The organism is Allorhizobium paknamense (assembly GCF_030815125.1).
Classification (GTDB): Bacteria; Pseudomonadota; Alphaproteobacteria; order Rhizobiales; family Rhizobiaceae; genus Allorhizobium; species Allorhizobium paknamense.
This window is the reverse complement of record NZ_JAUSWH010000001.1, coordinates 272,799-293,043: the sequence shown is the minus strand read 5'-3', so window position 1 is coordinate 293,043 and position 20,245 is coordinate 272,799. Positions and strand designations below refer to the sequence as shown.

Below are 20,245 nucleotides of genomic sequence, written 5' to 3'. Positions count from 1 at the left end.
CTTGTTTTTACGCATTTCCGGACGGAAAACCGCAGTGCACTTTTCCTGGAAATGCTCTAGAGAAAGCCGCGCTTCTGCCACCAGCCGCCCTTCTTGGGCTTTGGCGCTTCCTCGCCAGAGGTAACCGACGTCACCACGGGCTCGGAGAAGGTCACATTCGACTCGCGATTGGTCCGAACCGGCTTGTCAGCCTCGGTGGTCTCCGGTTCAGCCGCTTCGGCGGGTTTTTCCTCTGCCGGGGCAGGGGCCGCTTCCACGGTTTCCACGGCCACGTCTTCGGCAATCACAGCGTCTGCCGGTGTCTCGGCGGGAACGGTCTCCACAGGCTCGACCGTCACAACGGCCTTGGCGCCGCGAGAGCGGCGCGGCTTGGCAGCCGGGGCTTCCTCAGTGACGGCTTCCGGTGCGGCCTCAGCGATAACGGCTTCTGTGACATCGACGGAAACGGCCTCGTCTGTGGCTTCCGTTTCAGCGGCGTCGTCGGCCTCGTCACCGTCCCCATCAGCCTCATCGCTGCCGTTTTCAGCCGCAAGACCATTCTCATCGCGACCGCGACGGCCTCCGCGCTTGCCACGGCGGCGGCGTTTACGGCGCTGGCTATCGCCATTGCTGCCGTCTTCCGATCCGTTTTCCGCTTCAGCGGTTGCAGCGCCTTCGGAATCCTCGGCATCGGCCTCATCGGCGTCGCCGTCAGCATCATCTTCGTCAGCGTCATCGCTGCCCTGAGCGTTCTGGGCGTGATCGCCATTGCCGTTGCGGCCACGACGGCGGCGGCGGCGCTTGCGCTTGCGGCCATTGCCGTCCTCGCCATTGCCCTGGCTTGCCTGGGCGGCGGGTGCTGCCTCGGCTGCCGTTTCGTCTTCGTCCTCTTCGATCTCGACGATCGGATCGTCTTCCTCAATCTCGGTGAAGAGCGGCATCAGGCTTTCGATCTTCACCGGATTGGCAACGGGTTCGCCGCGCTCGATGGCAAAATGCTGGTGACCGACGCTGCCATCCGCATCGATGACGATGGAAACGCCGAAGCGCTTTTCATAATCAACAATGGTGCCACGCTTGTGGTTCAGCAGATAGAGCGCCGTTTCCGGCAGGGTGCGCACGGTAATATCGTGCGTGGTGCTCTTCAGCAGGAATTCCTCGATACCGCGCAGAACGTGCAGCGCTACGGAAGATTGCGAACGAATGAGCCCCGTGCCGCTGCAATGCGGGCAGGTCTGGGTGGTGGATTCCAGCACGCTGGCGCGGATGCGCTGGCGCGACATTTCCAGCAGGCCGAAATGCGAAATGCGGCCCACCTGGATGCGCGCGCGGTCGTTCTTCAGGCAATCCTTCAGCTTCTTCTCGACAGCGCGGTTGTTGCGCTTTTCTTCCATGTCGATGAAGTCGATGACGATCAGGCCGGCAAGGTCGCGCAGGCGCAACTGGCGGGCCACTTCTTCCGCCGCCTCCAGATTGGTCTGCAAGGCTGTGTCTTCGATGGAATATTCGCGGGTCGAGCGACCGGAGTTCACATCGATTGAAACCAGAGCTTCCGTCTGGTTGATGATGATGTAGCCGCCGGATTTCAGCGTCACCTGCGGCTGCAGCATGCGGTCAAGCTGCGCCTCAATGCCGGAACGCGAGAAAATCGGATGAATGTCGCGATAAGGCTGCACCACCTTGGCATGGCTCGGCATCAGCATCTTCATGAAGTCTTTCGCTTCACGATAGCCTTCTTCACCGGACACGACGATTTCGCTGATGTCCTTGTTATAGAGGTCACGGATGGAGCGCTTGATCAGCGAGCCTTCCTCATAGACCAGGCAGGGCGCCGTCGAGTTCAGCGTCAGGGTGCGAACATTTTCCCAAAGTCGCATCAGATATTCGAAATCGCGCTTGATCTCGACCTTGGTGCGGTTGGCGCCTGCGGTCCGCAGGATAACGCCCATGCCCTGCGGCACGTCCAGCTCGCGGGCAATTTCCTTCAACCGCTTGCGGTCGGCGGGCGTGGTGATCTTGCGGGAAATGCCGCCGCCGCGTGCTGTGTTCGGCATCAGCACGGAATAGCGTCCGGCCAGCGAAAGATAGGTAGTGAGCGCTGCACCCTTGTTGCCGCGTTCTTCCTTCGCCACCTGCACCAGCAGGATCTGCCGGCGCTTGATCACTTCCTGAATGCGATACTGCTTGCGCGGCATCCGGCGCACGCGATCGGGAACCTCCTCCATCGCGTCTTCTGCGCCGACGGATTCGATGACTTCCTTTTCGCCTTCATCCTCTTCGTCGTCATCATCATCGTGCTGACGACGGCTATCCGCCTCTTCGGAAATCGAATCCGTATCGACCATGGCGGCAATGCTGCCCTTGCCGGAACCGTCATCCTCGCCGCCTTCGTCGCTTTCAACGGCAACGGGGGCAGCGGCTTCGCTTTCCTCGGTGGTTTCAGCGGCCTTCTTGGCACGGGGCTTGCGAGGACGGCGAGCTTTCGGCTTGACCTGTTCTTCTTCGACAGGAGCTTCAGCGGCCACCGGTTCCGCAGTTTCCGCGGGGGCAGTGGCTTCGGCTTCCGCAGCCTGCTCGGCGGCAGGCACAGCGTCCTCTACAGGCTGCGTCTTGGCGGCAAGGCCTGCAACCTCTTCGGCTTCATTGGCGAATTCTGCCGGGTCCTGAATGCTCGGCTGATCTGCATGGGCCGGATCGACACCGGCGGGCTCGAAATCACCATCTTCGTGGCGATTTTGCTCTTCGGCTTCTGCTTTCAGCAGGGCCTGACGATCAGCAAGCGGGATCTGGTAGTAGTCGGGATGGATTTCGGCGAAAGCCAGGAAGCCGTGGCGGTTGCCGCCATAATCGACAAAGGCGGCCTGAAGGGAGGGTTCGACCCGCGTGACCTTTGCCAGATAGATATTGCCGCGGATCTGTTTCTTGTGCTGGGATTCGAAGTCGAATTCCTCGATCCTGTTACCGCGTACGACAACGACGCGCGTCTCTTCCTCGTGAGACGCATCGATAAGCATTTTGTCTGCCATGGAAGTTCTGCTCCTCGGCGCGATCGGGTGCGAGGAATGCCGCGGGCCTGATGCCTGGCGGTGCTGCTCTCGAAGGCGATGCGCCGGATAAAGGTGCGCTTGTCAGTGGGGTTCTTCCGGGCAGCAGCGCGTCAGGAACCGGACCCTTGAAGGCCCATCTTCTGACGGAACTGAACATAACCTGCTGCAACGACATCAAATACCAAACAAGCGCGTCAATACCAAAGGCCCTGGGGCCCGATGAATGCTCTAATGAGCGGGTGGCGGTTTCCCGCCTTTGCTGTTTGCCGGCTAACCGGCCATTCGATTCAGTGTCGGGACAAAACATGCCTTGGCGGAGGATGAAACATCGGACAAAAGGCGCCAGGTCCCTCTAGGTTGGCAGCCACCACGACGATTCTATCCCGTCGACAATTTTAACCCTTATTTGCGTTGTATGTTTTCTCTGTCACAATGGCAAGCGGGAAACGGATGCGGCCATAATATTGATAAGAAGTGTAATTTAGGTGCGATGCAACAGGCCCGTTGCCCGAAAGGCGCAAAGGGCGGTAAGGATGAGCGTGCATTGCATCGGGGCTTTGAGAGGAGATCGGGTGAAGTCTGTTTTGCGTCTTGCCGTGCTGATCCTGCTGGCGCTCGGTCTCGGAGCTGCCGCTGCGCGGGCGGAGCCGCTTGCGGCCTATGCGGCGCGCATTGCAGGCGACGATGCCCGCACCCGGATCGTCATCGATTTCGATAAGAGGCCCGAGATTGCCATTCGCTACATCGCCAATCCGGATCGGATCGTGGTGGATCTGCCGGCCACCTCCTTCAGTTTTCCGGCGGATGATCTGGCGGCGCGGGGCCTGTTTCGCGCCATCCGTTTCGGCGCCATCGATGCGCGTCAGTCGCGGCTGGTGCTGACGGCGGGTGCCCGTCCGGCGAAGATAGTGCTGTCGGAGGTGCGCCCCAATGAGGATGGCAAGGGTTTCCGGCTGGTGCTCGATGCCGAGATGACGGATGCCGAGACCTTCGCCAAGCTGGTCAAGCCCGAGGCATGGAGCGATCCCGCCGCCCAGGTGGTGGCCGATCCGCCGAAATCCACAGGCGATTTCGTGATTGCCGTTGATGCCGGGCATGGCGGTATCGACGCCGGCGCAACCGGCAAATCGACCCAGACACCGGAAAAGACGATTACACTTGCCTTCGCCAAGGCGCTTGCCGAGAGGCTGAACAAGCAGAAGGGGATCAAAGCGTTCCTGACGCGGGACAAGGATGAGTTTCTCTCGCTGTCGCAGCGGGTGACGCTGGCGCGCCAGCACGGCGCCAATCTCTTCATTTCTCTGCATGCCGACATGCTGGGGCAGGCGGGTATTCGCGGCGCCACCGTCTACACGATTTCCGACAAGGCATCCGACCATCTTGCCGCCGCCGCTGCCGAGCGCGAAAACCAGTCCGATGAAGTGGGCGGCGTCGATGCCTCCAGCGAGCCCCCGGAAGTCTCGGATATTCTGGCGGATCTGACGCGGCGGGAGACGCAGGCCTTTTCCATTTCCATGGCGAAATCCGTGGTGACCTCCTTCGAAGGGCAGATCAACCTGATCAACAATCCGCACCGCTTTGCGGGTTTCCGGGTTTTGCAGGCGCCGGATGTGCCGTCCATCCTGCTCGAGCTTGGCTTCCTGTCAAACAAGGATGATGAGAAGCTGCTGCTCGATCCGGCCTGGCGGGGGCGTGTTGCGGATTTGCTGGTGAAGGCCGTCAACAAATATCGTGCGCCGCTGGTTGCCAATGGCGGGTGAAGCAATGTGATGGCGATGCGGTCTGTGTCAAGAATGACAGGCCAGGGGTTTCGATCCTCGAGAGCGCCGCAAACAGGTATCAAATGTCAAATTCATTCCAGTAGAAGGAAAGTTGAACGAAAGGGTTGTGGGTGAAGTGCTTGCGGCCCTATTTTGCTCACATTATCGCCGGAACAAGGATAAGACTTGCGCGGCATGCAGGCGTGATTTGCGAACTGCCTTGTAATTGCGGTGCGGCTATGCAAAACGCCAAAGCACATTGGAGCATGCCGTTGCAGAAAGCGTGCAGCGGTTTTGCGATAACGACATGCGTAACAAGTGCCGGTTCGTCTCGCTGTTTCCTGGAGCCTGTGAAACGATCCGAGTGGGGCTGACAGACCATCGCATGATAACCGAGAGCCACTGCCGGTAGCGGAAAAATGATAAGATTGATTGGATATCTCTTCGGACTGGCTTCGGTCATCGCCCTTTGCGTTGCCGGTGTCGGTGCCCTCTACCTGGCAAACCTCACCCGGGATCTTCCCGATTACGAGGTTCTCAGCCGCTACGCGCCGCCGGTCACCACCCGCATCCACGCCGGCAATGGTGCGCTGATTGCCGAATATGCCCATGAGCGGCGCCTCTTCCTGCCGATCCAGGCGATCCCGGACCGCGTCAAGGCGGCTTTCCTGTCGGCGGAAGACAAGAATTTCTACACTCATCCCGGTGTCGACCTTTACGGTCTTGGCCGCGCCATCCTCGTCAACCTGCAGAATTTCGGTTCCGGTCGCCGTCCGGTCGGTGCATCGACCATTACCCAGCAGGTGGCGAAGAACTTCCTGCTCTCCGCCGACCAGACCATGGACCGCAAGATCAAGGAAGCCATTCTCTCTTTCCGGATCGAACAGGCCTATTCCAAGGACAAGATCCTTGAGCTCTACCTCAATGAAATCTTCTTCGGTCTGAATGCCTATGGCATCGGTAGCGCCGCGCTGACCTATTTTAACAAGCCGGTCACGGAACTGACCATCGCCGAGACCGCCTATCTGGCGTCTCTGCCCAAGGGCCCGTCCAATTATCATCCCTACCGCCATACCCAGGCCGCCCTGGAGCGCCGCAACTGGGTGATCGACCGGATGGTGGAAAATGGCTTCGTGAGCCAGGCCGATGGCGATGAGGCGAAAAAGGAGCCGCTCGGCGTCAATCTCCGCCGGGGTGGCGGCAGCGTCTTTGCGTCCGAATATTTCTCGGAGGAAGTGCGCCGTCAGGTCATCGATAAATATGGCGAGAAGTCTCTCTATGAAGGTGGCCTTTCCATCCGAACCTCGCTCGATCCGCGCCTGCAGGTGGCGGCGCGCAAGGCGCTGATCGATGGCCTGATCAATTATGACGAGCGGCGCGGCTATCGCGGCCCCGTCAAGTCGATTGAGCTGGGGTCTGATTGGGGTGTGCCGCTGGCGGATGTGCCGACCCTGAGCGATGTGCCGGAATGGGAACTGGCGGTGGTGCTGTCGGTCTCGCCGAAGGAAGTGCAGATCGGCCTGCAGCCCGACAAGGACGCCGCCGGCAAGGTGGTGCCTGAGCGGATGACCGGGACGATTGCCGCTGCCGACATGGAATGGGCCTATCGCTCCGGGCGCGGCGACCGCAAAACGGCGAAATCGCCTGACGGCGTGCTGAAGACCGGCGATGTCGTTTACGTCGAGCGTCTGGGCGATGAAAATTCCAAACGCTTCCGCTTGCGCCAGCCGCCGAAAGTGCAGGGCGGCCTGGTGGCCATGGACCCGCATACCGGCCGCGTGCTGGCGCTGGTGGGCGGCTTCTCCTATGCGCAATCGGAATTCAACCGCGCCACGCAGGCCATGCGTCAGCCCGGCTCTTCCTTCAAGCCCTTTGTCTATGCCGCCGCACTCGATAGCGGTTATACCCCGGCTTCGGTTGTGCTGGATGCGCCGATCGAGTTTGTTTCCGGCGGACAGGTGTGGCGGCCGCAGAACGACGGCGGCGGTTCGGTGGGACCGGCGACGCTGCGCTTCGGCATCGAGCATTCGCGTAACCTGATGACGGTGCGTCTGGCCAATGACATGGGCATGAACCTTGTTGCCGAATATGCCGAGCGTTTCGGCATCTATGACAAGATGAACCCGGTTCTCGCCATGTCTCTGGGCTCCGGCGAAACCACGGTCATGCGCATGGTCTCCGCCTATGCGGTGATTGCCAATGGCGGCAAGCAGATCAAGCCGACGCTGATCGACCGTATTCAGGACCGTTATGGCAAGACCATCTTCAAACATGAGGAGCGGGTCTGCGAGGGCTGCAATGCCGAGACCTGGAACAATCAGGACGAGCCGGTGATCGCCGACAACCGTCTGCAGGTTCTCGATCCGATGACGTCCTATCAGATCACCTCGATGATGCAGGGGGTCATCCAGCGCGGCACGGCCTATGGCAAGGTCAAGCTGGACCGCGATGTGGCCGGCAAGACCGGCACCACCAATGATGCCAAGGATACCTGGTTCGTCGGTTTCACGCCGGAACTCGTGGCAGGTCTTTATATCGGCTACGACTCGCCCACGGGCCTTGGCCGGGGTGCGACCGGTGGCTCGCTGGCAGCACCTGTGTTCAACGAGTTCATGCAGGCTGCCCTGAAGGGCACGCCGCCCTCCAAGTTCCAGGTGCCGGACGGCATGCAGATGATGGCCGTAAACCGCAAGACCGGCATGGCCGCAGTCGAGGGCGATCCCGATACCATCGTCGAGGCCTTCAAGCCAGGGACAGGCCCGGCGGACAGCCTGTCCGTGATCGGCATGGACAATCAGGTGGCTCCGGAAGAAATCCTGCGGTCTTCGCCGCAGGTCAATCAGGCTGTGCAATCGGGCACGCCGGGTCTCTTCTGATCCGTCCTGAAGAGAGCGAGACTGCGGACTTTACTTCCACCGTCTCACTCTCTATGTCGGGCTCACGCAATCCATAGAACTGAGACAGGACAATGCGCAGCGAAATCGAGAATGTGGTTGATGAAATCAAGCAGGCCATAAGCCTGCTGAGGAGGCATCTTTGACTGGGATCAGGCGGTAAGACGACTGGACTGGTTGAATAACAAGGCAGAGGATCCCTCCCTCTGGAACGATGCCCAGGAAGCCCAGAAGCTGATGCGCGAGCGCCAGCAGCTTGATGAGAGCATCAATGGCGTAAGACGCCTCGAACAGCAGATGAAGGAAAACATCGAGCTGATCGAGATGGGCGAGGAAGAGGGCGATCAGGATATCGTTCGGGAAGCCGAGGAGGCGCTGAAAAGCCTTCGCGCCGAATCCGCACGCCTGCAGGTGGAGGCCATGCTGTCTGGCGAAGCTGACGGCAACGACACCTATCTGGAAGTGCATTCCGGCGCAGGTGGCACGGAGAGCCAGGACTGGGCCAACATGCTGTTGCGCATGTATATCCGCTGGGCGGAGCGCAATGGCTTCAAGGTCGAGGTGCTGGAAGTGCATGACGGGGAAGAGGCTGGCATCAAGTCGGCGACGATCCACGTCAAGGGCCACAATGCCTATGGCTGGCTGAAGACCGAATCGGGGGTGCATCGTCTGGTGCGCATCTCGCCCTATGACAGCAATGCGCGCCGTCACACCTCCTTCTCTTCGATCTGGGTCTATCCGGTGATCGACGATACGATCAATATCGAGGTGAACGAGAGCGATTGCCGCATCGATACCTACCGCTCCTCCGGTGCGGGCGGCCAGCACGTCAACACCACCGACTCGGCGGTGCGTATCACGCATATTCCGACCGGCATCGTCGTGGCTTGCCAGCAGGAACGTTCGCAGCACAAGAACCGCGCCAAGGCGTGGGACATGCTGCGCGCCCGCCTCTACGAGCAGGAACTGAAAAAGCGCGAAGATGCTGCCAATGCCGAAGCGGCGTCCAAGACCGATATCGGCTGGGGCCACCAGATCCGCTCCTATGTTCTCCAGCCCTATCAGCTGGTGAAGGATCTGCGCACCGGTGTGGAAAGCACCGCGCCTGATGACGTGCTGAATGGCGAGCTGAACCCCTTCATGGAGGCCGCATTGGCTCACCGAATCAGCGGCAAGGCAGATGCAGTCGCGGATATCGACTGATCGTTCTCATTCCTTTCAGAAGATTGACGGCGGGCTTGTCCCGCCGTTTTTTTGGCTTAGTGGCTTTCGCGGTCCACGCTGATCTCGCCGAAATCATCGACGACCACCGTCCAGGAATCGGCCTCCAGCGCTTCGGCATCGGTTTTCAGAAAGATGGTGGCGGAGAAGCCGAGGCCGCGATTGAGGCCGGAGGAATCATCCGGTCTGAGATCGGTAATGAAGGCATGCAGGGCGGTAATTTCCTGCAATTCTATGCTGTCGGCCAGCCGGGGGCCTTCCTCGGTCGCTTCCATCTGCTGCAGATAGACCTTTGCCGTCCGATCCGGCTGGCGGAGCGAAACCAGCCGGTAATAGCCGCGTTTTGCCTGGGCTCCCTTAAGGGCGGCAACATTGCCCGGTACCTTGATGATGCCATTGCTGGCGGCCACGCCGGGATCTTCCCAATAGCCGCCGCTGATGGCAAAGGTCACGTCCGGCGCCAGATGGGCAACATCCTCGGCCAGAGCAGGCAAGGCGCAAAAAGCCAGAAGCAGGGGAAGGGCGCTGAGAGTGATCCGCATCCCGTCGCCCTAATTGGCAAATTGTTCGGCGAGAATCCGTTCCGACCAGGAGTGATCCGGATCGGAGAGAATACGCGCCGTGACATCATCGGCCTGCTGGACTTTGACCGCGACCACCGATTTCACCTCGACATTATCCGCCACCGCATTCACTGGCCGCTTTTCCGATTCGATGATTTCGATATCCACCGTCACGCGGTCCGGCAGCAACGCGCCACGCCACCGGCGAGGGCGAAACGGGCAGACAGGCGTCAGCGCCAGAAGCGGCGAATCGAGCGGCAGGATGGGGCCATGTGCAGAAAGATTATAGGCCGTGGAGCCGACCGGTGTGGCAACGAGCAGCCCATCGCAAATCAATTCGTCCAGCCGCTCCTGACCGTCGATCAGCACGCGCAGCTTGGCCGCCTGATAGGACTGACGAAGCAAGGACACCTCGTTGATGGCCAGGGCCGTCGTCTCCGCGCCGTCGGCACTCACCGTCGACATTTTCAACGGATGAAAATCATTCTCGCTGGCTGCGGCGATTCGTTCGGGCAAGCCATCCAGACGGTAGTCATTCATCAGAAATCCCACCGTGCCGCGGTTCATGCCGTAGACCAGCTTGCCGCTGTTCATGGTTTCGTGCAGCACCTGCAGCATGAAGCCGTCGCCGCCCAGCACCACCAGCACATCGGCTTCTTCCCGCGGGCTGTTGCCATAGACGCGAATCATCTGGTCGCGGGATGCCTGCGCCTCCGCGGTGCCGGCGGCGAGAAAGCAAAGCGAACTGAAAGAACGCGCCATTCGGAAGGGACCTGTTGAAATCGGCTTTAGCTCTTAATTCGTCGCATGTGCGTTATCGTTTAACTGACGACAATTAAACGCGACCTGCTTTAGGTACATGATAACGCTGCGCGCCGCCAAGACTTTTCGCAGGCGCGGAATCCGTCCCGCCCATATGACAATTTTTGCTTTACACCGGTCAGAAATCTGCTAGGCAAGCGCCATGCCCTTGTAGCTCAGTTGGTAGAGCACCTGATTTGTAATCAGGGGGTCGCGGGTTCGAACCCTGCCGGGGGCACCATTTTTTCCCAGGAAAACAAGCTCACATTTGCGGAGCAAGATAGGCATAATAGGCCCATACGGCGGCAATGGCTGCGACAGCTGCGCCGATCTGCGCCGCCCGCCTCAAGCCCGGTCTCGGCTTTTTCGGCGGTTTGGGTTTGCGAAACTGGATGATATTGTCGTTCATGACCTCTCCCCGATCCATTACAGCGCCGTGCGTTTTATCAAACGCACAAAGGACGCTGTAACACTTTAAATCCGCTGCATAATTTTCCCCTTAAATCTCTCCGATTTAAGGGGAAAATTATGCAGCAGGTTGTGAATCTATCCAAATTACAGGCGGGTTCAAGTTCATCCCTTGAATTAGGCGCGCGCATAAAAACGAAAGCCCGCCATCGGGGCGGGCTTTCTGCCGGGGCATTTTTTACATGATCAAGCCATTCCCGCAGGATCGCCAGCGGGAAAGAGAGCCGGGTTCGGCACGGGATCGTTGGGGTTTTTCGTATCGCCTTTGTCTTTCACCGGCGGAGTGATCTTGCCATCCTGGGTCCGGTCCGGAATGCCCGGAGTAGACTGGGGCCCGCGCGGCGTGTCCTCCGGAGACGAAGGCGGGATCGTTGTGGGCATGGTCTTCCTCCTTTCCTGTGGAAAAGGAGAAACGAAGGGGAAGGGGGCTTGGTTCCAGCCCGCCTTCCCGTGAAATCAGCTCTTCAGCAGAAATTGCCGCGCCGCATAAAGCGCGATGGCGGCGGCATTCGAAACATTGAGCGATTTGATCGCACCCGGCATGTCCAGCCGTGCCAGAGCATTGGCGGTTTCCCGTGTTTTCTGGCGCAGGCCCTTGCCTTCTGAGCCAAGGACAAGAGCGATCTTTTCACCGCTGAAGGTACCTTCCAGCGGCTGTGGTCCTTCCGAATCAAGCCCGATCGAGAAGAAGCCGAGCTTGTGCAATTCGCCGAGCGCATCCGCCAGATTGGTAATCTGGATGTAGGGAATAAGCTCAAGCGCACCGGAGGCCGATTTGGCGAGGACACCGGATTCTGTCGGGCTATGACGCTGGGTGGTAATCACGGCACCCGCACCGAAGGCGACCGCGCTGCGCATGATCGCGCCGACATTATGCGGATCGGTAACCTGATCGAGAACCAGGAGAAGCGGACTTTCCTTCAGCGCTTCCAGCCGCCGCACGGGCAGGGGGCGTGTTTCCAGCATCACGCCCTGATGGATGGCCTCCGGTCCAAGAACGCGGTCAATATCCTGTGGACTGACGATCTCCAGCGGAAAGGCGGGTTGATCCGTTCCAAGCTCCAGCCGCTGCAGGGCATTTTGCGTGGCGGACAGCTTGATGATCTGGCGTTCCGGATTGTCCAGCGCCGCGCGCACCGTATGCAGGCCATAGAGAAAGACCTGATCGGGCTGAAGGCTCGGCGGTGTCCATTCCGCATTGGATTTTCGCCGCTTTTGCGGGGGTGTCGGTATCTCGCCGCGGTCACGCTTGGCGTCGCGCACCTGGCGGCGCAGCGTCGCGTAATGACTGTCGCGGGCGGAGTGATCTTTGGCTTTATCCTTGGTCATGCGGCTTTATAACGGCATGCGCGCGGCGTGCATAGGGCAGGTAAAGGCGGGGTTACCCACAGGCTGAAAAAACTTCGAAATTTTCGACAAAGGGCGTGTTGACATCTGGGTTTCGCCCGGTCATATAGCCGCCACGGAACACGACGCGAGGCGCTTCGGTTCCAGAGTAAGCTTGGTCGCTTGATCCGGTCGAATAGCTGGAGGGATGCCCGAGTGGTTAAAGGGGACGGACTGTAAATCCGTTGGCTCAGCCTACGTTGGTTCAAATCCAACTCCCTCCACCATTTCGACATTCGGATCGAACACCGCGGGTATAGCTCAATGGTAGAGCAGCAGCCTTCCAAGCTGAATACGCGGGTTCGATTCCCGCTACCCGCTCCAAGATATCTTCTTCTGCACTGATTTCCTTAGGTTTTCTCTCAATTTTGCGCGCTTTCGGCATTTTGCCGCTTCAGCCGCAGGCCTCTTGCGCATTTATAGCTTGCGCAATCCCCCCGAAAGCCTTAAACGGCGGCGCTAAACCGGTTCGCCGGGTCAACTTTTTTCGATCATAGGAAGAGTTCAAATGGCAAAGAGTAAGTTTGAGCGCAACAAGCCGCACGTTAACATTGGCACGATCGGCCACGTTGACCATGGCAAGACGTCTCTGACGGCAGCAATCACGAAGTTCTTCGGCGAGTTCAAGGCGTATGACCAGATCGACGCTGCTCCGGAAGAGAAGGCTCGTGGTATCACGATCTCGACGGCGCACGTTGAGTATGAGACGGCTGCTCGTCACTACGCTCACGTTGACTGCCCCGGCCACGCCGACTACGTTAAGAACATGATCACGGGTGCAGCGCAGATGGACGGCGCGATCCTGGTTTGCTCGGCTGCTGACGGCCCGATGCCGCAGACGCGCGAGCACATCCTGCTGGCCCGTCAGGTTGGCGTTCCGGCGATCGTTGTGTTTCTGAACAAGGTTGACCAGGTTGACGACGCCGAGCTTCTGGAACTCGTCGAGCTTGAAGTTCGTGAGCTTCTGTCGTCCTACGACTTCCCGGGCGATGACATTCCGGTTGTGAAGGGCTCTGCTCTTGCTGCTCTGGAAGATTCCAACAAGACGATCGGTGAAGACGCGATCCGCGAGCTGATGGCTCAGGTTGACGCCTACATCCCGACGCCTGAGCGTCCGATCGACCAGCCGTTCCTGATGCCGATCGAAGACGTGTTCTCGATCTCTGGCCGTGGTCCGGTTGTGACGGGCCGCGTTGAGCGTGGTATCATCAAGGTTGGTGAGGAAATCGAAATCGTTGGCATTCGCGCCACGACGAAGACGACCTGCACGGGCGTTGAAATGTTCCGCAAGCTGCTCGACCAGGGTCAGGCCGGCGACAACATCGGTGCGCTGCTGCGCGGTGTGAACCGTGACGGCGTTGAGCGTGGCCAGATCCTGTGCAAGCCGGGTTCGGTCAAGCCGCACAAGAAGTTCAAGGCTGAAGCCTACATCCTGACGAAGGAAGAGGGCGGCCGTCATACGCCGTTCTTCACGAACTACCGTCCGCAGTTCTACTTCCGCACGACGGACGTTACGGGCATCGTGACGCTTCCGGAAGGCACGGAAATGGTTATGCCGGGCGACAACGTCACGGTTGACGTTGAGCTGATCGTTCCGATCGCGATGGAAGAAAAGCTGCGCTTCGCTATCCGCGAAGGCGGCCGTACCGTTGGTGCAGGTATCGTTGCCTCCATCATCGAATAAGTCATACGGTTGCCTCTTCTGAGGTGACTGAAAAGACAGAAGCCCTGCCGGCAACGGCAGGGCTTTTTCGTTTTGAACATGTGACTGTTGCTCAAGTTTTCCTGCGCCTAGGCAAATCTTGTGATCAAGGCATTTGTTGTTTGTTAATGCATCTCCGGGTCGGCAATGATACCGAAGGAGCCGAGCAAGCCTTCCTTCCGCCGAAATTCCCGAATGGTGTGAACGGCATAGGGCTGAAAAAGGGGCTGTCGCTCGGCTCTGTCATCCATTAAGGATGACGGCCATTCCAGATGATTTCAGGAGTATGATCGTGGACAACAAGCTTCGGATTTATATCGGCTTTGATTCCAAGGAGGTGGTTGCCTACCATGTTCTGGTTCAAAGCATTCTCGAACATTCGAGCGTGCCTGTGGAGTTCACTCCGATTGTGCTCAGCAATCTCGGTGGCATTTTCACCCGTGAACGCAATGCCCTGCAATCCACCGAGTTTTCCTTCTCGCGCTTTCTGGTGCCCTATCTCAGCGGCTATCAGGGCTGGAGCATGTTCATGGATTGCGACATGCTGGCCCGGGCTGATCTAGCCGAGTTGTGGGCGCTGCGCGATGACAAATATGCCGTGATGTGCGTCAAGCACGATTACCAGCCGAAAATCGAGACGAAGTTCCTGGGCCAGACGCAGACCAAATATGAGAAGAAAAATTGGTCCAGCGTGATGTTGTTCAACAATGCCAAATGCACGGCGCTGACACAGGATTACGTCAACACGGCCACCGGCCTGCAACTGCACCAGTTCAAGTGGCTGGAGAGCGACGACCTGATCGGTGGCCTTCCAGTGCAATGGAACTACCTCGTCAATGAATATGACTATGACGAAACGGCGAAAATCGTGCATTTCACCGACGGCGGCCCCTATTTCGAAGAATACAAGAATGACGATTACGCCCAGGAATGGTTCGACGCGCGCGAGCGCATGCTGCACGTAACCCAAAGAACGGGTTGAAGATGTCGGAGCAGGGGATGGCGGGCGCGTTGCAGCCCTCGACGGCAGGGCTCTCGGATTTTGTCGGGTGGCAGGCGCTGTTTCAGCCTTTCAGCCACATTGTGCTCGTGGCCAACAGCGCCGAGGCCGATGTCGCACGGCTGGAGCGGGAACTGCCCGCCACCACGCTGTTCGTGTTTTTCAACAAGGTCTACAAGGTTCTGGATAAGCCCTTTGCCCGTCCGTCCCTGCTCGTGGCCCGCAGCGGATCGGTGGGCGCCAATATCGTCTATCGCAAGGAAGTCGCCGACGTCCTGCGCTATTTTCCTGGCTCCGATTTTCTCGGCATCATGAATATCCGCGCCCATCCGGGCGAAGTGTTCAGCCCCGCCGACCGGTTTGAACAGGCGGCTGTTGGGCATCTCGATCTCGGCAGCTATCTCTCCAGCTTCTATCCGGGCGATCATATCCCCACCAGCGGCTTTGCGCTGGCATTGTGGATGAGCGAGATGTTGCCTGGAAAATCTATCCTTCTCGAAGGGTTTTCAGCCAAAAGAAGCGAAAAATGGAAGATATTCCATTTGCACGACTGGACCTATGAACAGGTCGTGCTGCGGCTCTTCATCCATTCCGGCAGGCTGATTGCGCCAGGTGCGGCGGAAGAGAATCACTACGCCGCGCTGTTGAAGCGCTTTCCCGATCTCGATGCTGGCGCCGTTGCGCTTTCCGCCGCTGATGTGCTGGCAAGCCGGCTGGAAGGTGCCAATCAGGAAATCGACAAGTTGATCTCCGTGACGAAGCTGCAGCGCTGGTTCTACCAACTGTCGAAAAAGCTGAAACCGAAGACCCGCAAGCAGCGGCTCAACGCCAAAAAAGCGAAAAGCAAGCCTGCGGCGTGATAGGCTGCCCTGTTACGCTGCATTGCAAAAATGTGATTGGCCCTGTCGCCCAAATTGTATAGTTTATTCGATATATGATCGAGAGGTCCTGACCCGCAGCGCTGGGTTGGGGCGGCGTGTTTTACAGCCCAAGAGCAGCCATGATTCGTAGTATTGCAACCGCTTCGGCGGTCGTGGCCTCCTGTTGCCTTTTCCATTTTTCCTTTGCGCAGGCGGCCGAGATAGAAAAACCCCTGATCTGGCAGGTCAGCAAAAACGGTACCTCCGGTGTTGCGATCACCACCGGCGTGCGGTTGAAGACGGTTTATGAGCCGAAAATCGGCGTGGATACGTCGATTATCGCCACGCGAGCGGGCACGGTTGATTCGTCCACGCTGCCCATGCGGCTTTGGGGAAAGATTCGTCTCGATGATGGACGGCCGGTGGCTGTCGGGGCAACCTACCTTACAGCTGATTTCGATCCGAATGCCGGGGCCACAAGCCTTTTCCTGCAGCAGACGCATAACTGGATCGTTACGCCATCGCTTGATCTGGGATCGAGTCGCGTCCTGAAGGCGCACAGGATCAGCGGGGAGGGGGCCGGGCTTTTAGCCAGCCAGCGGTTCGATCTTTCCCTGTCCGATTTCAGAACCTCCGTTTTTACGGAAGCTTCCCTTGATTCGCTGGATTGGATCAGCACCGGAAGTATTGGAATCGAAAAGAAAATCTTCTCCGGCGCCTCGCTGTCCGCTTCGATTATCAATCTCACGGATACGCCACAGCCCGCCTTCAACGCCAGTTTCCGGCGGAACTGGTAGGGCAGGACGGCCTGTCGCGGCAGTGAGCCTCTGCTGAAAGCGGGAAAATGAAAAATTACGCTTGCCAATCGCTCGGCAGTCTCTTAAAGGAGCGCCGTACCGGTGAACGCGACGACACTGTCAGGCGCAGATGATGCCGGATACGAAGGGGTATAGCTCAGTTGGTAGAGCGGCGGTCTCCAAAACCGCAGGTCGGGGGTTCGAGCCCCTCTGCCCCTGCCATTTCCTCAAGGTTTGAATATCCTCGGATATCTTTGGGAATATGTGGCTTTTGAACGAAACGTTGTTTTTTCACTTGTATGTTGGCAAAACGGCGTTTATGTAGGCGAAAAACAGACACGCGGTGCGTGGGGCTGGTTGTTCAGCTTTACGCGCCGTAAATGCGTGGGCATTAGATGGCATCGAAGACCAATCCATTTGCGTTTCTGCAGCAGGTTCGTGCTGAGACATCCAAGGTAACCTGGCCTTCGCGCCGGGAGACGGGGATCTCCACGGCCATGGTCCTTGCCATGGTTTTCTTTGCCTCGCTGTTTTTCTTTGCGGCAGACCAGCTGATTGGTTGGGTTCTCAGCCTCGTGCTGAATGCCAGCATCTAAATCAAGGGCGGAGACGAACATGGCGGCGCGTTGGTATATCGTCCACGCTTATTCAAATTTTGAGAAGAAGGTCGCGGAAGACATCGAGAACAAGGCTCGCCAGAAAGGGCTTGAGCACTTGTTCGAGAAAATCCTCGTGCCGACCGAAAAGGTTGTCGAGGTGCGTCGCGGTCGTAAGGTCGATAGCGAACGCAAGTTCTTCCCTGGCTACGTGCTGGTGCGGGCGAACCTGACGGATGAGGCTTATCACCTCATCAAGAATACGCCGAAGGTTACCGGTTTCCTCGGTTCCGATAATAAGCCTGTTCCGATCCCGGATCACGAGGCTGATCGGATCCTCGGCCAGGTTCAGGAAGGTGTCGAGCGGCCCAAGTCCTCGGTTTCCTTCGAGATCGGCGAGCAGGTTCGCGTATCCGACGGTCCTTTTGCCTCCTTCAATGGCATCGTTCAGGATGTCGATGAGGAGCGCTCGCGCCTCAAGGTCGAGGTTTCGATTTTTGGCCGCGCGACGCCGGTCGAACTGGAATACGGTCAGGTCGAAAAGGTCTGATCGCTCGGGGCAAGTGCCCCGGATCGCGTGGGAGGATGGCGGCCTGAAGCCGGGCTTTCCAGACGTACCACGCAACCGCAGCCGCCAGCCGAGGCTGGCATAGGGGATCGGGAAACCGGTCCAAAGTGAAAGGCAGAGAGAAATGGCTAAGAAAGTTGCAGGCCAGCTCAAGCTGCAGGTCAAGGCAGGGTCCGCTAACCCGTCCCCGCCGATTGGCCCCGCACTTGGTCAGCGTGGCATTAACATCATGGAATTCTGCAAGGCGTTCAATGCCGCCACGCAGGAAATGGAAAAGGGTATGCCGATCCCGGTCGTCATCACCTATTACCAGGACAAGTCCTTCACCTTCGCAATGAAGCAGCCGCCGGTGACCTACTGGCTGAAGAAGGAAGCCAAGATCCAGTCCGGTTCCAAGACTCCGGGCAAGGGTGCCAAGGCTGGTTCCATCACCAAGGCTCAGGTTCGTGCAATCGCCGAAGCCAAGATGAAGGATCTGAACGCTGCCGACGTTGAAGGCGCAATGGCAATGGTTGAGGGCTCTGCCCGCTCCATGGGCCTGGAAGTGGTAGGTTGATCATGGCTAAGCTTGCAAAGCGTGTGCAGAAGATCCGCGAAGGCATCGATCCCACCAAGCTCGTTGCCCTGACGGACGCCATCGCCCTCGTCAAGGAGCGTGCGACCGCCAAGTTCGATGAAACCATCGAAATCGCCATGAACCTCGGCGTTGATCCGCGTCACGCAGACCAGATGGTCCGCGGCGTTGTCAACCTGCCGAACGGTACGGGCCGTGACGTTCGCGTTGCTGTTTTCGCTCGTGGCGCCAAGGCTGACGAAGCCAAGGCTGCCGGTGCAGACATCGTCGGCGCCGAAGATCTGCTGGAAATCGTTCAGGGCGGCAAGATCGACTTCGATCGTTGCATCGCGACCCCGGACATGATGCCGCTCGTCGGTCGTCTCGGTAAGGTCCTCGGCCCGCGTGGCATGATGCCGAACCCGAAGGTCGGCACCGTCACCATGGACGTGGCTGGCGCGATCAAGGCTTCCAAGGGCGGCGCTGTCGAGTTCCGCGTCGAGAAGGCTGGTATTATCCATGCCGGTATCGGCAAGGCTTCCTTCGACGCCAAGGCGCTTGAAGAAAACATCAAGGCCTTCGCTGACGCCGTTATCAAGGCAAAGCCGGCTGGCGCCAAGGGCAACTATGTCAAGCGCGTGGCGATTTCCTCGACCATGGGCGTTGGCGTCAAGGTTGATCCGTCGAGCGTTTCGGCCTGATTTCCGGGGCCGGAGACATCCGGTCCTCGCATAAAGTTTTCCGGTCCTTCGGGGCCGGGAAAATATCCGGCCTCAGGCCGGATATTCCTGTCCGAGATTGTGGGTGGCTCCGGCCTTAATATTCGCCTGCATGAGACGGGTTAGACCCGAGTTTTTAAAACGTCTGTAGACGTCTTGATGTTCGGTTCGAGCCTTCGAGCCTTGTGCCTGGATCATCCAGTGCCGGGGGACAGGATCCTCAAGCGTCGCTTGGGATCTTCATCGAGATCCCTCGCGGCAAAGGCAAACCCGGCAATTCTCTCTTGAGGGGATTGTCAACTGGAGACAGACAGTGGAAAGAGCGGAAAAACGCGAATTCGTCACGGAGCTGAACGAAGTCTTCAAGGCTTCCGGTTCGGTTGTCGTGGCCCACTATGCTGGTGTCACCGTTGCGCAGATGAACGACTTCCGTTCGAAAATGCGCGCTGCTGGCGGCACCGTCAAAGTCGCGAAGAACCGTCTGGCCAAGATCGCTCTTCAGGGCACGGAGTCGGAAGGGATGATCGATCTCTTCAAGGGCCAGACGCTGATTGCATACAGCGCCGACCCGATCACGGCTCCGAAGGTCGTCATGGATTTCGCCAAGACCAACGACAAGCTCGTTGTCCTCGGCGGTGCCATGGGTTCGACCACGCTTAACGCGGAAGGCGTCAAGTCGCTTGCGACCCTGCCTTCTCTGGACGAACTGCGCGCCAAGCTGCTGGGCCTTCTTCAGGCTCCGGCAACCAAGGTTGCAGGCGTCGTTCAGGCCCCGGCAAGTCAGCTTGCCCGCGTTTTCGCGGCCTACGCAAAGAAGGACGAAGCCGCTTGAGGCGGTTTTTCGCTGTTGAAAATTTTACCAGTTCGAACCGAACACAAAAGGAACTAGAAAATGGCTGATCTCGCTAAGATCGTAGAAGACCTGTCCTCCCTGACCGTTCTGGAAGCTGCTGAACTTGCAAAGCTTCTCGAAGAAAAGTGGGGCGTTTCCGCTGCTGCTCCGGTAGCTGTTGCTGCCGTTGCTGGCGGTGCAGGTGCAGCTGCTCCGGCTGAAGAAGAAAAGACCGAGTTTGACGTTATCCTCGTTGACGCTGGCGCCAACAAGATCAACGTCATCAAGGAAGTTCGCGGCATCACCGGCCTTGGCCTCAAGGAAGCCAAGGACCTGGTTGAAGGCGCTCCGAAGCCGGTCAAGGAAGGCGTTTCCAAGGCTGAAGCCGCTGACCTCAAGAAGAAGCTTGAGGACGCTGGCGCCAAGGTTGACGTCAAGTAATCTTGAAGTGTGGAAGGGAGAGAGGGTTTCCTCTCTCCCAACCTGCATTTCTCTGGAA

20 protein-coding genes and 4 tRNA genes are annotated in these 20,245 nt (G+C 58.6%); 18 read left to right on the top strand and 6 right to left on the bottom strand.

Going from position 1 to position 20,245, the window contains the following annotated elements:
* Positions 1–56: 56 nt before the first annotated feature.
* Positions 57–3,005 carry an Rne/Rng family ribonuclease gene (locus QO005_RS01405; protein ID WP_307156180.1) on the bottom strand — a complete coding sequence of 983 codons (2,949 nt, stop codon included), beginning with the start codon at positions 3,003–3,005 and terminating at the stop codon, positions 57–59.
* A gap of 554 nt (positions 3,006–3,559) precedes the next feature.
* Here QO005_RS01405 and QO005_RS01400 point away from each other — a divergent pair.
* From QO005_RS01400 to prfB, 3 genes are all read left to right on the top strand, one after another.
* Positions 3,560–4,786, top strand: a complete 1,227-nt coding sequence (locus QO005_RS01400; protein WP_370877978.1) for an N-acetylmuramoyl-L-alanine amidase — start codon at positions 3,560–3,562, stop codon at positions 4,784–4,786.
* 419 nt (positions 4,787–5,205) lie between these two features.
* Positions 5,206–7,662, top strand: a complete 2,457-nt coding sequence (locus QO005_RS01395) for a penicillin-binding protein 1A (RefSeq protein WP_307156179.1) — start codon at positions 5,206–5,208, stop codon at positions 7,660–7,662.
* A 92-nt stretch (positions 7,663–7,754) separates the two neighbouring features.
* A protein-coding gene (gene prfB / locus QO005_RS01390) for a peptide chain release factor 2 (protein WP_307156178.1) occupies positions 7,755–8,883 on the top strand; the annotation gives its coding sequence in 2 pieces (ribosomal slippage) (positions 7,755–7,823 and positions 7,825–8,883; 1,128 coding nt in all).
* Between the two features lie 56 nt (positions 8,884–8,939).
* Here prfB and QO005_RS01385 read toward each other — a convergent pair.
* Entirely contained in the window at positions 8,940–9,443 is a 504-nt protein-coding gene (locus QO005_RS01385; RefSeq protein WP_307156177.1) for a hypothetical protein, read from the bottom strand.
* 9 nt (positions 9,444–9,452) lie between these two features.
* The gene (locus tag QO005_RS01380) at positions 9,453–10,226 is read right to left on the bottom strand and encodes an NAD kinase (RefSeq protein ID WP_307156176.1); all 774 of its coding nucleotides are present in this window, start codon (positions 10,224–10,226) and stop codon (positions 9,453–9,455) included.
* A 204-nt stretch (positions 10,227–10,430) separates the two neighbouring features.
* Here QO005_RS01380 and QO005_RS01375 point away from each other — a divergent pair.
* Positions 10,431–10,506: transfer RNA gene (locus tag QO005_RS01375), tRNA-Thr, on the top strand.
* Positions 10,507–10,527: 21 nt separating this feature from the next.
* On the opposite strand, the gene QO005_RS01370 is transcribed toward QO005_RS01375, so the two are convergent.
* The 3 genes from QO005_RS01370 to rlmB form a co-directional block, all read right to left on the bottom strand.
* A complete protein-coding gene (locus tag QO005_RS01370) occupies positions 10,528–10,674 on the bottom strand; it encodes a hypothetical protein (RefSeq protein WP_307156175.1) in 147 nt (48 codons plus the stop codon).
* A gap of 245 nt (positions 10,675–10,919) precedes the next feature.
* A complete protein-coding gene (locus tag QO005_RS01365; RefSeq protein ID WP_307156174.1) occupies positions 10,920–11,114 on the bottom strand; it encodes a hypothetical protein in 195 nt (64 codons plus the stop codon).
* A gap of 75 nt (positions 11,115–11,189) precedes the next feature.
* Complete coding sequence (rlmB, locus tag QO005_RS01360) at positions 11,190–12,062, bottom strand: 23S rRNA (guanosine(2251)-2'-O)-methyltransferase RlmB (protein WP_307156173.1); 873 nt, start codon at positions 12,060–12,062, stop codon at positions 11,190–11,192.
* 199 nt (positions 12,063–12,261) lie between these two features.
* On the opposite strand from rlmB, the gene QO005_RS01355 reads away from it, so the two are divergent.
* The 14 genes from QO005_RS01355 (at position 12,262) to rplL (ending at position 20,187) form a co-directional block, all read left to right on the top strand.
* Positions 12,262–12,346 (top strand) — tRNA-Tyr (locus QO005_RS01355).
* Positions 12,347–12,369: 23 nt separating this feature from the next.
* Positions 12,370–12,443, top strand: a tRNA-Gly gene (locus tag QO005_RS01350).
* A gap of 184 nt (positions 12,444–12,627) precedes the next feature.
* Positions 12,628–13,803 (top strand): elongation factor Tu, encoded by a 1,176-nt coding sequence (gene tuf / locus QO005_RS01345; RefSeq protein ID WP_307156172.1) that lies wholly within the window; start codon positions 12,628–12,630, stop codon positions 13,801–13,803.
* Between the two features lie 23 nt (positions 13,804–13,826).
* Complete coding sequence (locus QO005_RS01340; RefSeq protein ID WP_307156171.1) at positions 13,827–14,075, top strand: hypothetical protein; 249 nt, start codon at positions 13,827–13,829, stop codon at positions 14,073–14,075.
* 32 nt (positions 14,076–14,107) lie between these two features.
* Positions 14,108–14,803 (top strand): glycosyltransferase family protein, encoded by a 696-nt coding sequence (locus QO005_RS01335; protein ID WP_307156170.1) that lies wholly within the window; start codon positions 14,108–14,110, stop codon positions 14,801–14,803.
* Positions 14,804–14,805: 2 nt separating this feature from the next.
* A complete protein-coding gene (locus tag QO005_RS01330; RefSeq protein WP_307156169.1) occupies positions 14,806–15,681 on the top strand; it encodes a 3-deoxy-manno-octulosonate cytidylyltransferase in 876 nt (291 codons plus the stop codon).
* A gap of 116 nt (positions 15,682–15,797) precedes the next feature.
* Positions 15,798–16,478 (top strand): hypothetical protein, encoded by a 681-nt coding sequence (locus QO005_RS01325; protein ID WP_307156168.1) that lies wholly within the window; start codon positions 15,798–15,800, stop codon positions 16,476–16,478.
* Between the two features lie 146 nt (positions 16,479–16,624).
* Positions 16,625–16,700 (top strand) — tRNA-Trp (locus QO005_RS01320).
* Between the two features lie 173 nt (positions 16,701–16,873).
* Positions 16,874–17,074, top strand: a complete 201-nt coding sequence (gene secE, locus QO005_RS01315) for a preprotein translocase subunit SecE (RefSeq protein ID WP_307156167.1) — start codon at positions 16,874–16,876, stop codon at positions 17,072–17,074.
* Between the two features lie 19 nt (positions 17,075–17,093).
* Positions 17,094–17,624, top strand: coding sequence for a transcription termination/antitermination protein NusG (gene nusG / locus QO005_RS01310; protein WP_307156166.1), 531 nt, complete (start codon positions 17,094–17,096; stop codon positions 17,622–17,624).
* Positions 17,625–17,766: 142 nt separating this feature from the next.
* Positions 17,767–18,198 carry a 50S ribosomal protein L11 gene (rplK, locus tag QO005_RS01305; protein ID WP_307156165.1) on the top strand — a complete coding sequence of 144 codons (432 nt, stop codon included), beginning with the start codon at positions 17,767–17,769 and terminating at the stop codon, positions 18,196–18,198.
* Between the two features lie 2 nt (positions 18,199–18,200).
* On the top strand, positions 18,201–18,896 hold the full coding sequence (gene rplA, locus QO005_RS01300; RefSeq protein ID WP_307156164.1) for a 50S ribosomal protein L1: 696 nt from the start codon (positions 18,201–18,203) through the stop codon (positions 18,894–18,896).
* A 331-nt stretch (positions 18,897–19,227) separates the two neighbouring features.
* Entirely contained in the window at positions 19,228–19,746 is a 519-nt protein-coding gene (gene rplJ, locus QO005_RS01295) for a 50S ribosomal protein L10 (protein WP_307156163.1), read from the top strand.
* 60 nt (positions 19,747–19,806) lie between these two features.
* Positions 19,807–20,187 carry a 50S ribosomal protein L7/L12 gene (rplL, locus tag QO005_RS01290; RefSeq protein ID WP_307156162.1) on the top strand — a complete coding sequence of 127 codons (381 nt, stop codon included), beginning with the start codon at positions 19,807–19,809 and terminating at the stop codon, positions 20,185–20,187.
* Positions 20,188–20,245: the final 58 nt, after the last annotated feature.

Excerpts from the sequence above, each read along its gene's own strand:
- QO005_RS01405 (WP_307156180.1), bottom strand. The coding sequence starts at position 3,005 with ATGGCAGACAAAATGCTTATCGATGCGTCTCACGAGGAAGAGACGCGC.
- QO005_RS01400 (WP_370877978.1), top strand. The coding sequence starts at position 3,560 with ATGAGCGTGCATTGCATCGGGGCTTTGAGAGGAGATCGGGTGAAGTCT.
- QO005_RS01395 (WP_307156179.1), top strand. The coding sequence starts at position 5,206 with ATGATAAGATTGATTGGATATCTCTTCGGACTGGCTTCGGTCATCGCC.
- QO005_RS01385 (WP_307156177.1), bottom strand. The coding sequence starts at position 9,443 with ATGCGGATCACTCTCAGCGCCCTTCCCCTGCTTCTGGCTTTTTGCGCC.
- QO005_RS01380 (WP_307156176.1), bottom strand. The coding sequence starts at position 10,226 with ATGGCGCGTTCTTTCAGTTCGCTTTGCTTTCTCGCCGCCGGCACCGCG.
- QO005_RS01370 (WP_307156175.1), bottom strand. The coding sequence starts at position 10,674 with ATGAACGACAATATCATCCAGTTTCGCAAACCCAAACCGCCGAAAAAG.
- QO005_RS01365 (WP_307156174.1), bottom strand. The coding sequence starts at position 11,114 with ATGCCCACAACGATCCCGCCTTCGTCTCCGGAGGACACGCCGCGCGGG.
- rlmB (WP_307156173.1), bottom strand. The coding sequence starts at position 12,062 with ATGACCAAGGATAAAGCCAAAGATCACTCCGCCCGCGACAGTCATTAC.
- tuf (WP_307156172.1), top strand. The coding sequence starts at position 12,628 with ATGGCAAAGAGTAAGTTTGAGCGCAACAAGCCGCACGTTAACATTGGC.
- QO005_RS01335 (WP_307156170.1), top strand. The coding sequence starts at position 14,108 with ATGATCGTGGACAACAAGCTTCGGATTTATATCGGCTTTGATTCCAAG.
- QO005_RS01330 (WP_307156169.1), top strand. The coding sequence starts at position 14,806 with ATGTCGGAGCAGGGGATGGCGGGCGCGTTGCAGCCCTCGACGGCAGGG.
- secE (WP_307156167.1), top strand. The coding sequence starts at position 16,874 with ATGGCATCGAAGACCAATCCATTTGCGTTTCTGCAGCAGGTTCGTGCT.
- nusG (WP_307156166.1), top strand. The coding sequence starts at position 17,094 with ATGGCGGCGCGTTGGTATATCGTCCACGCTTATTCAAATTTTGAGAAG.
- rplK (WP_307156165.1), top strand. The coding sequence starts at position 17,767 with ATGGCTAAGAAAGTTGCAGGCCAGCTCAAGCTGCAGGTCAAGGCAGGG.
- rplA (WP_307156164.1), top strand. The coding sequence starts at position 18,201 with ATGGCTAAGCTTGCAAAGCGTGTGCAGAAGATCCGCGAAGGCATCGAT.
- rplL (WP_307156162.1), top strand. The coding sequence starts at position 19,807 with ATGGCTGATCTCGCTAAGATCGTAGAAGACCTGTCCTCCCTGACCGTT.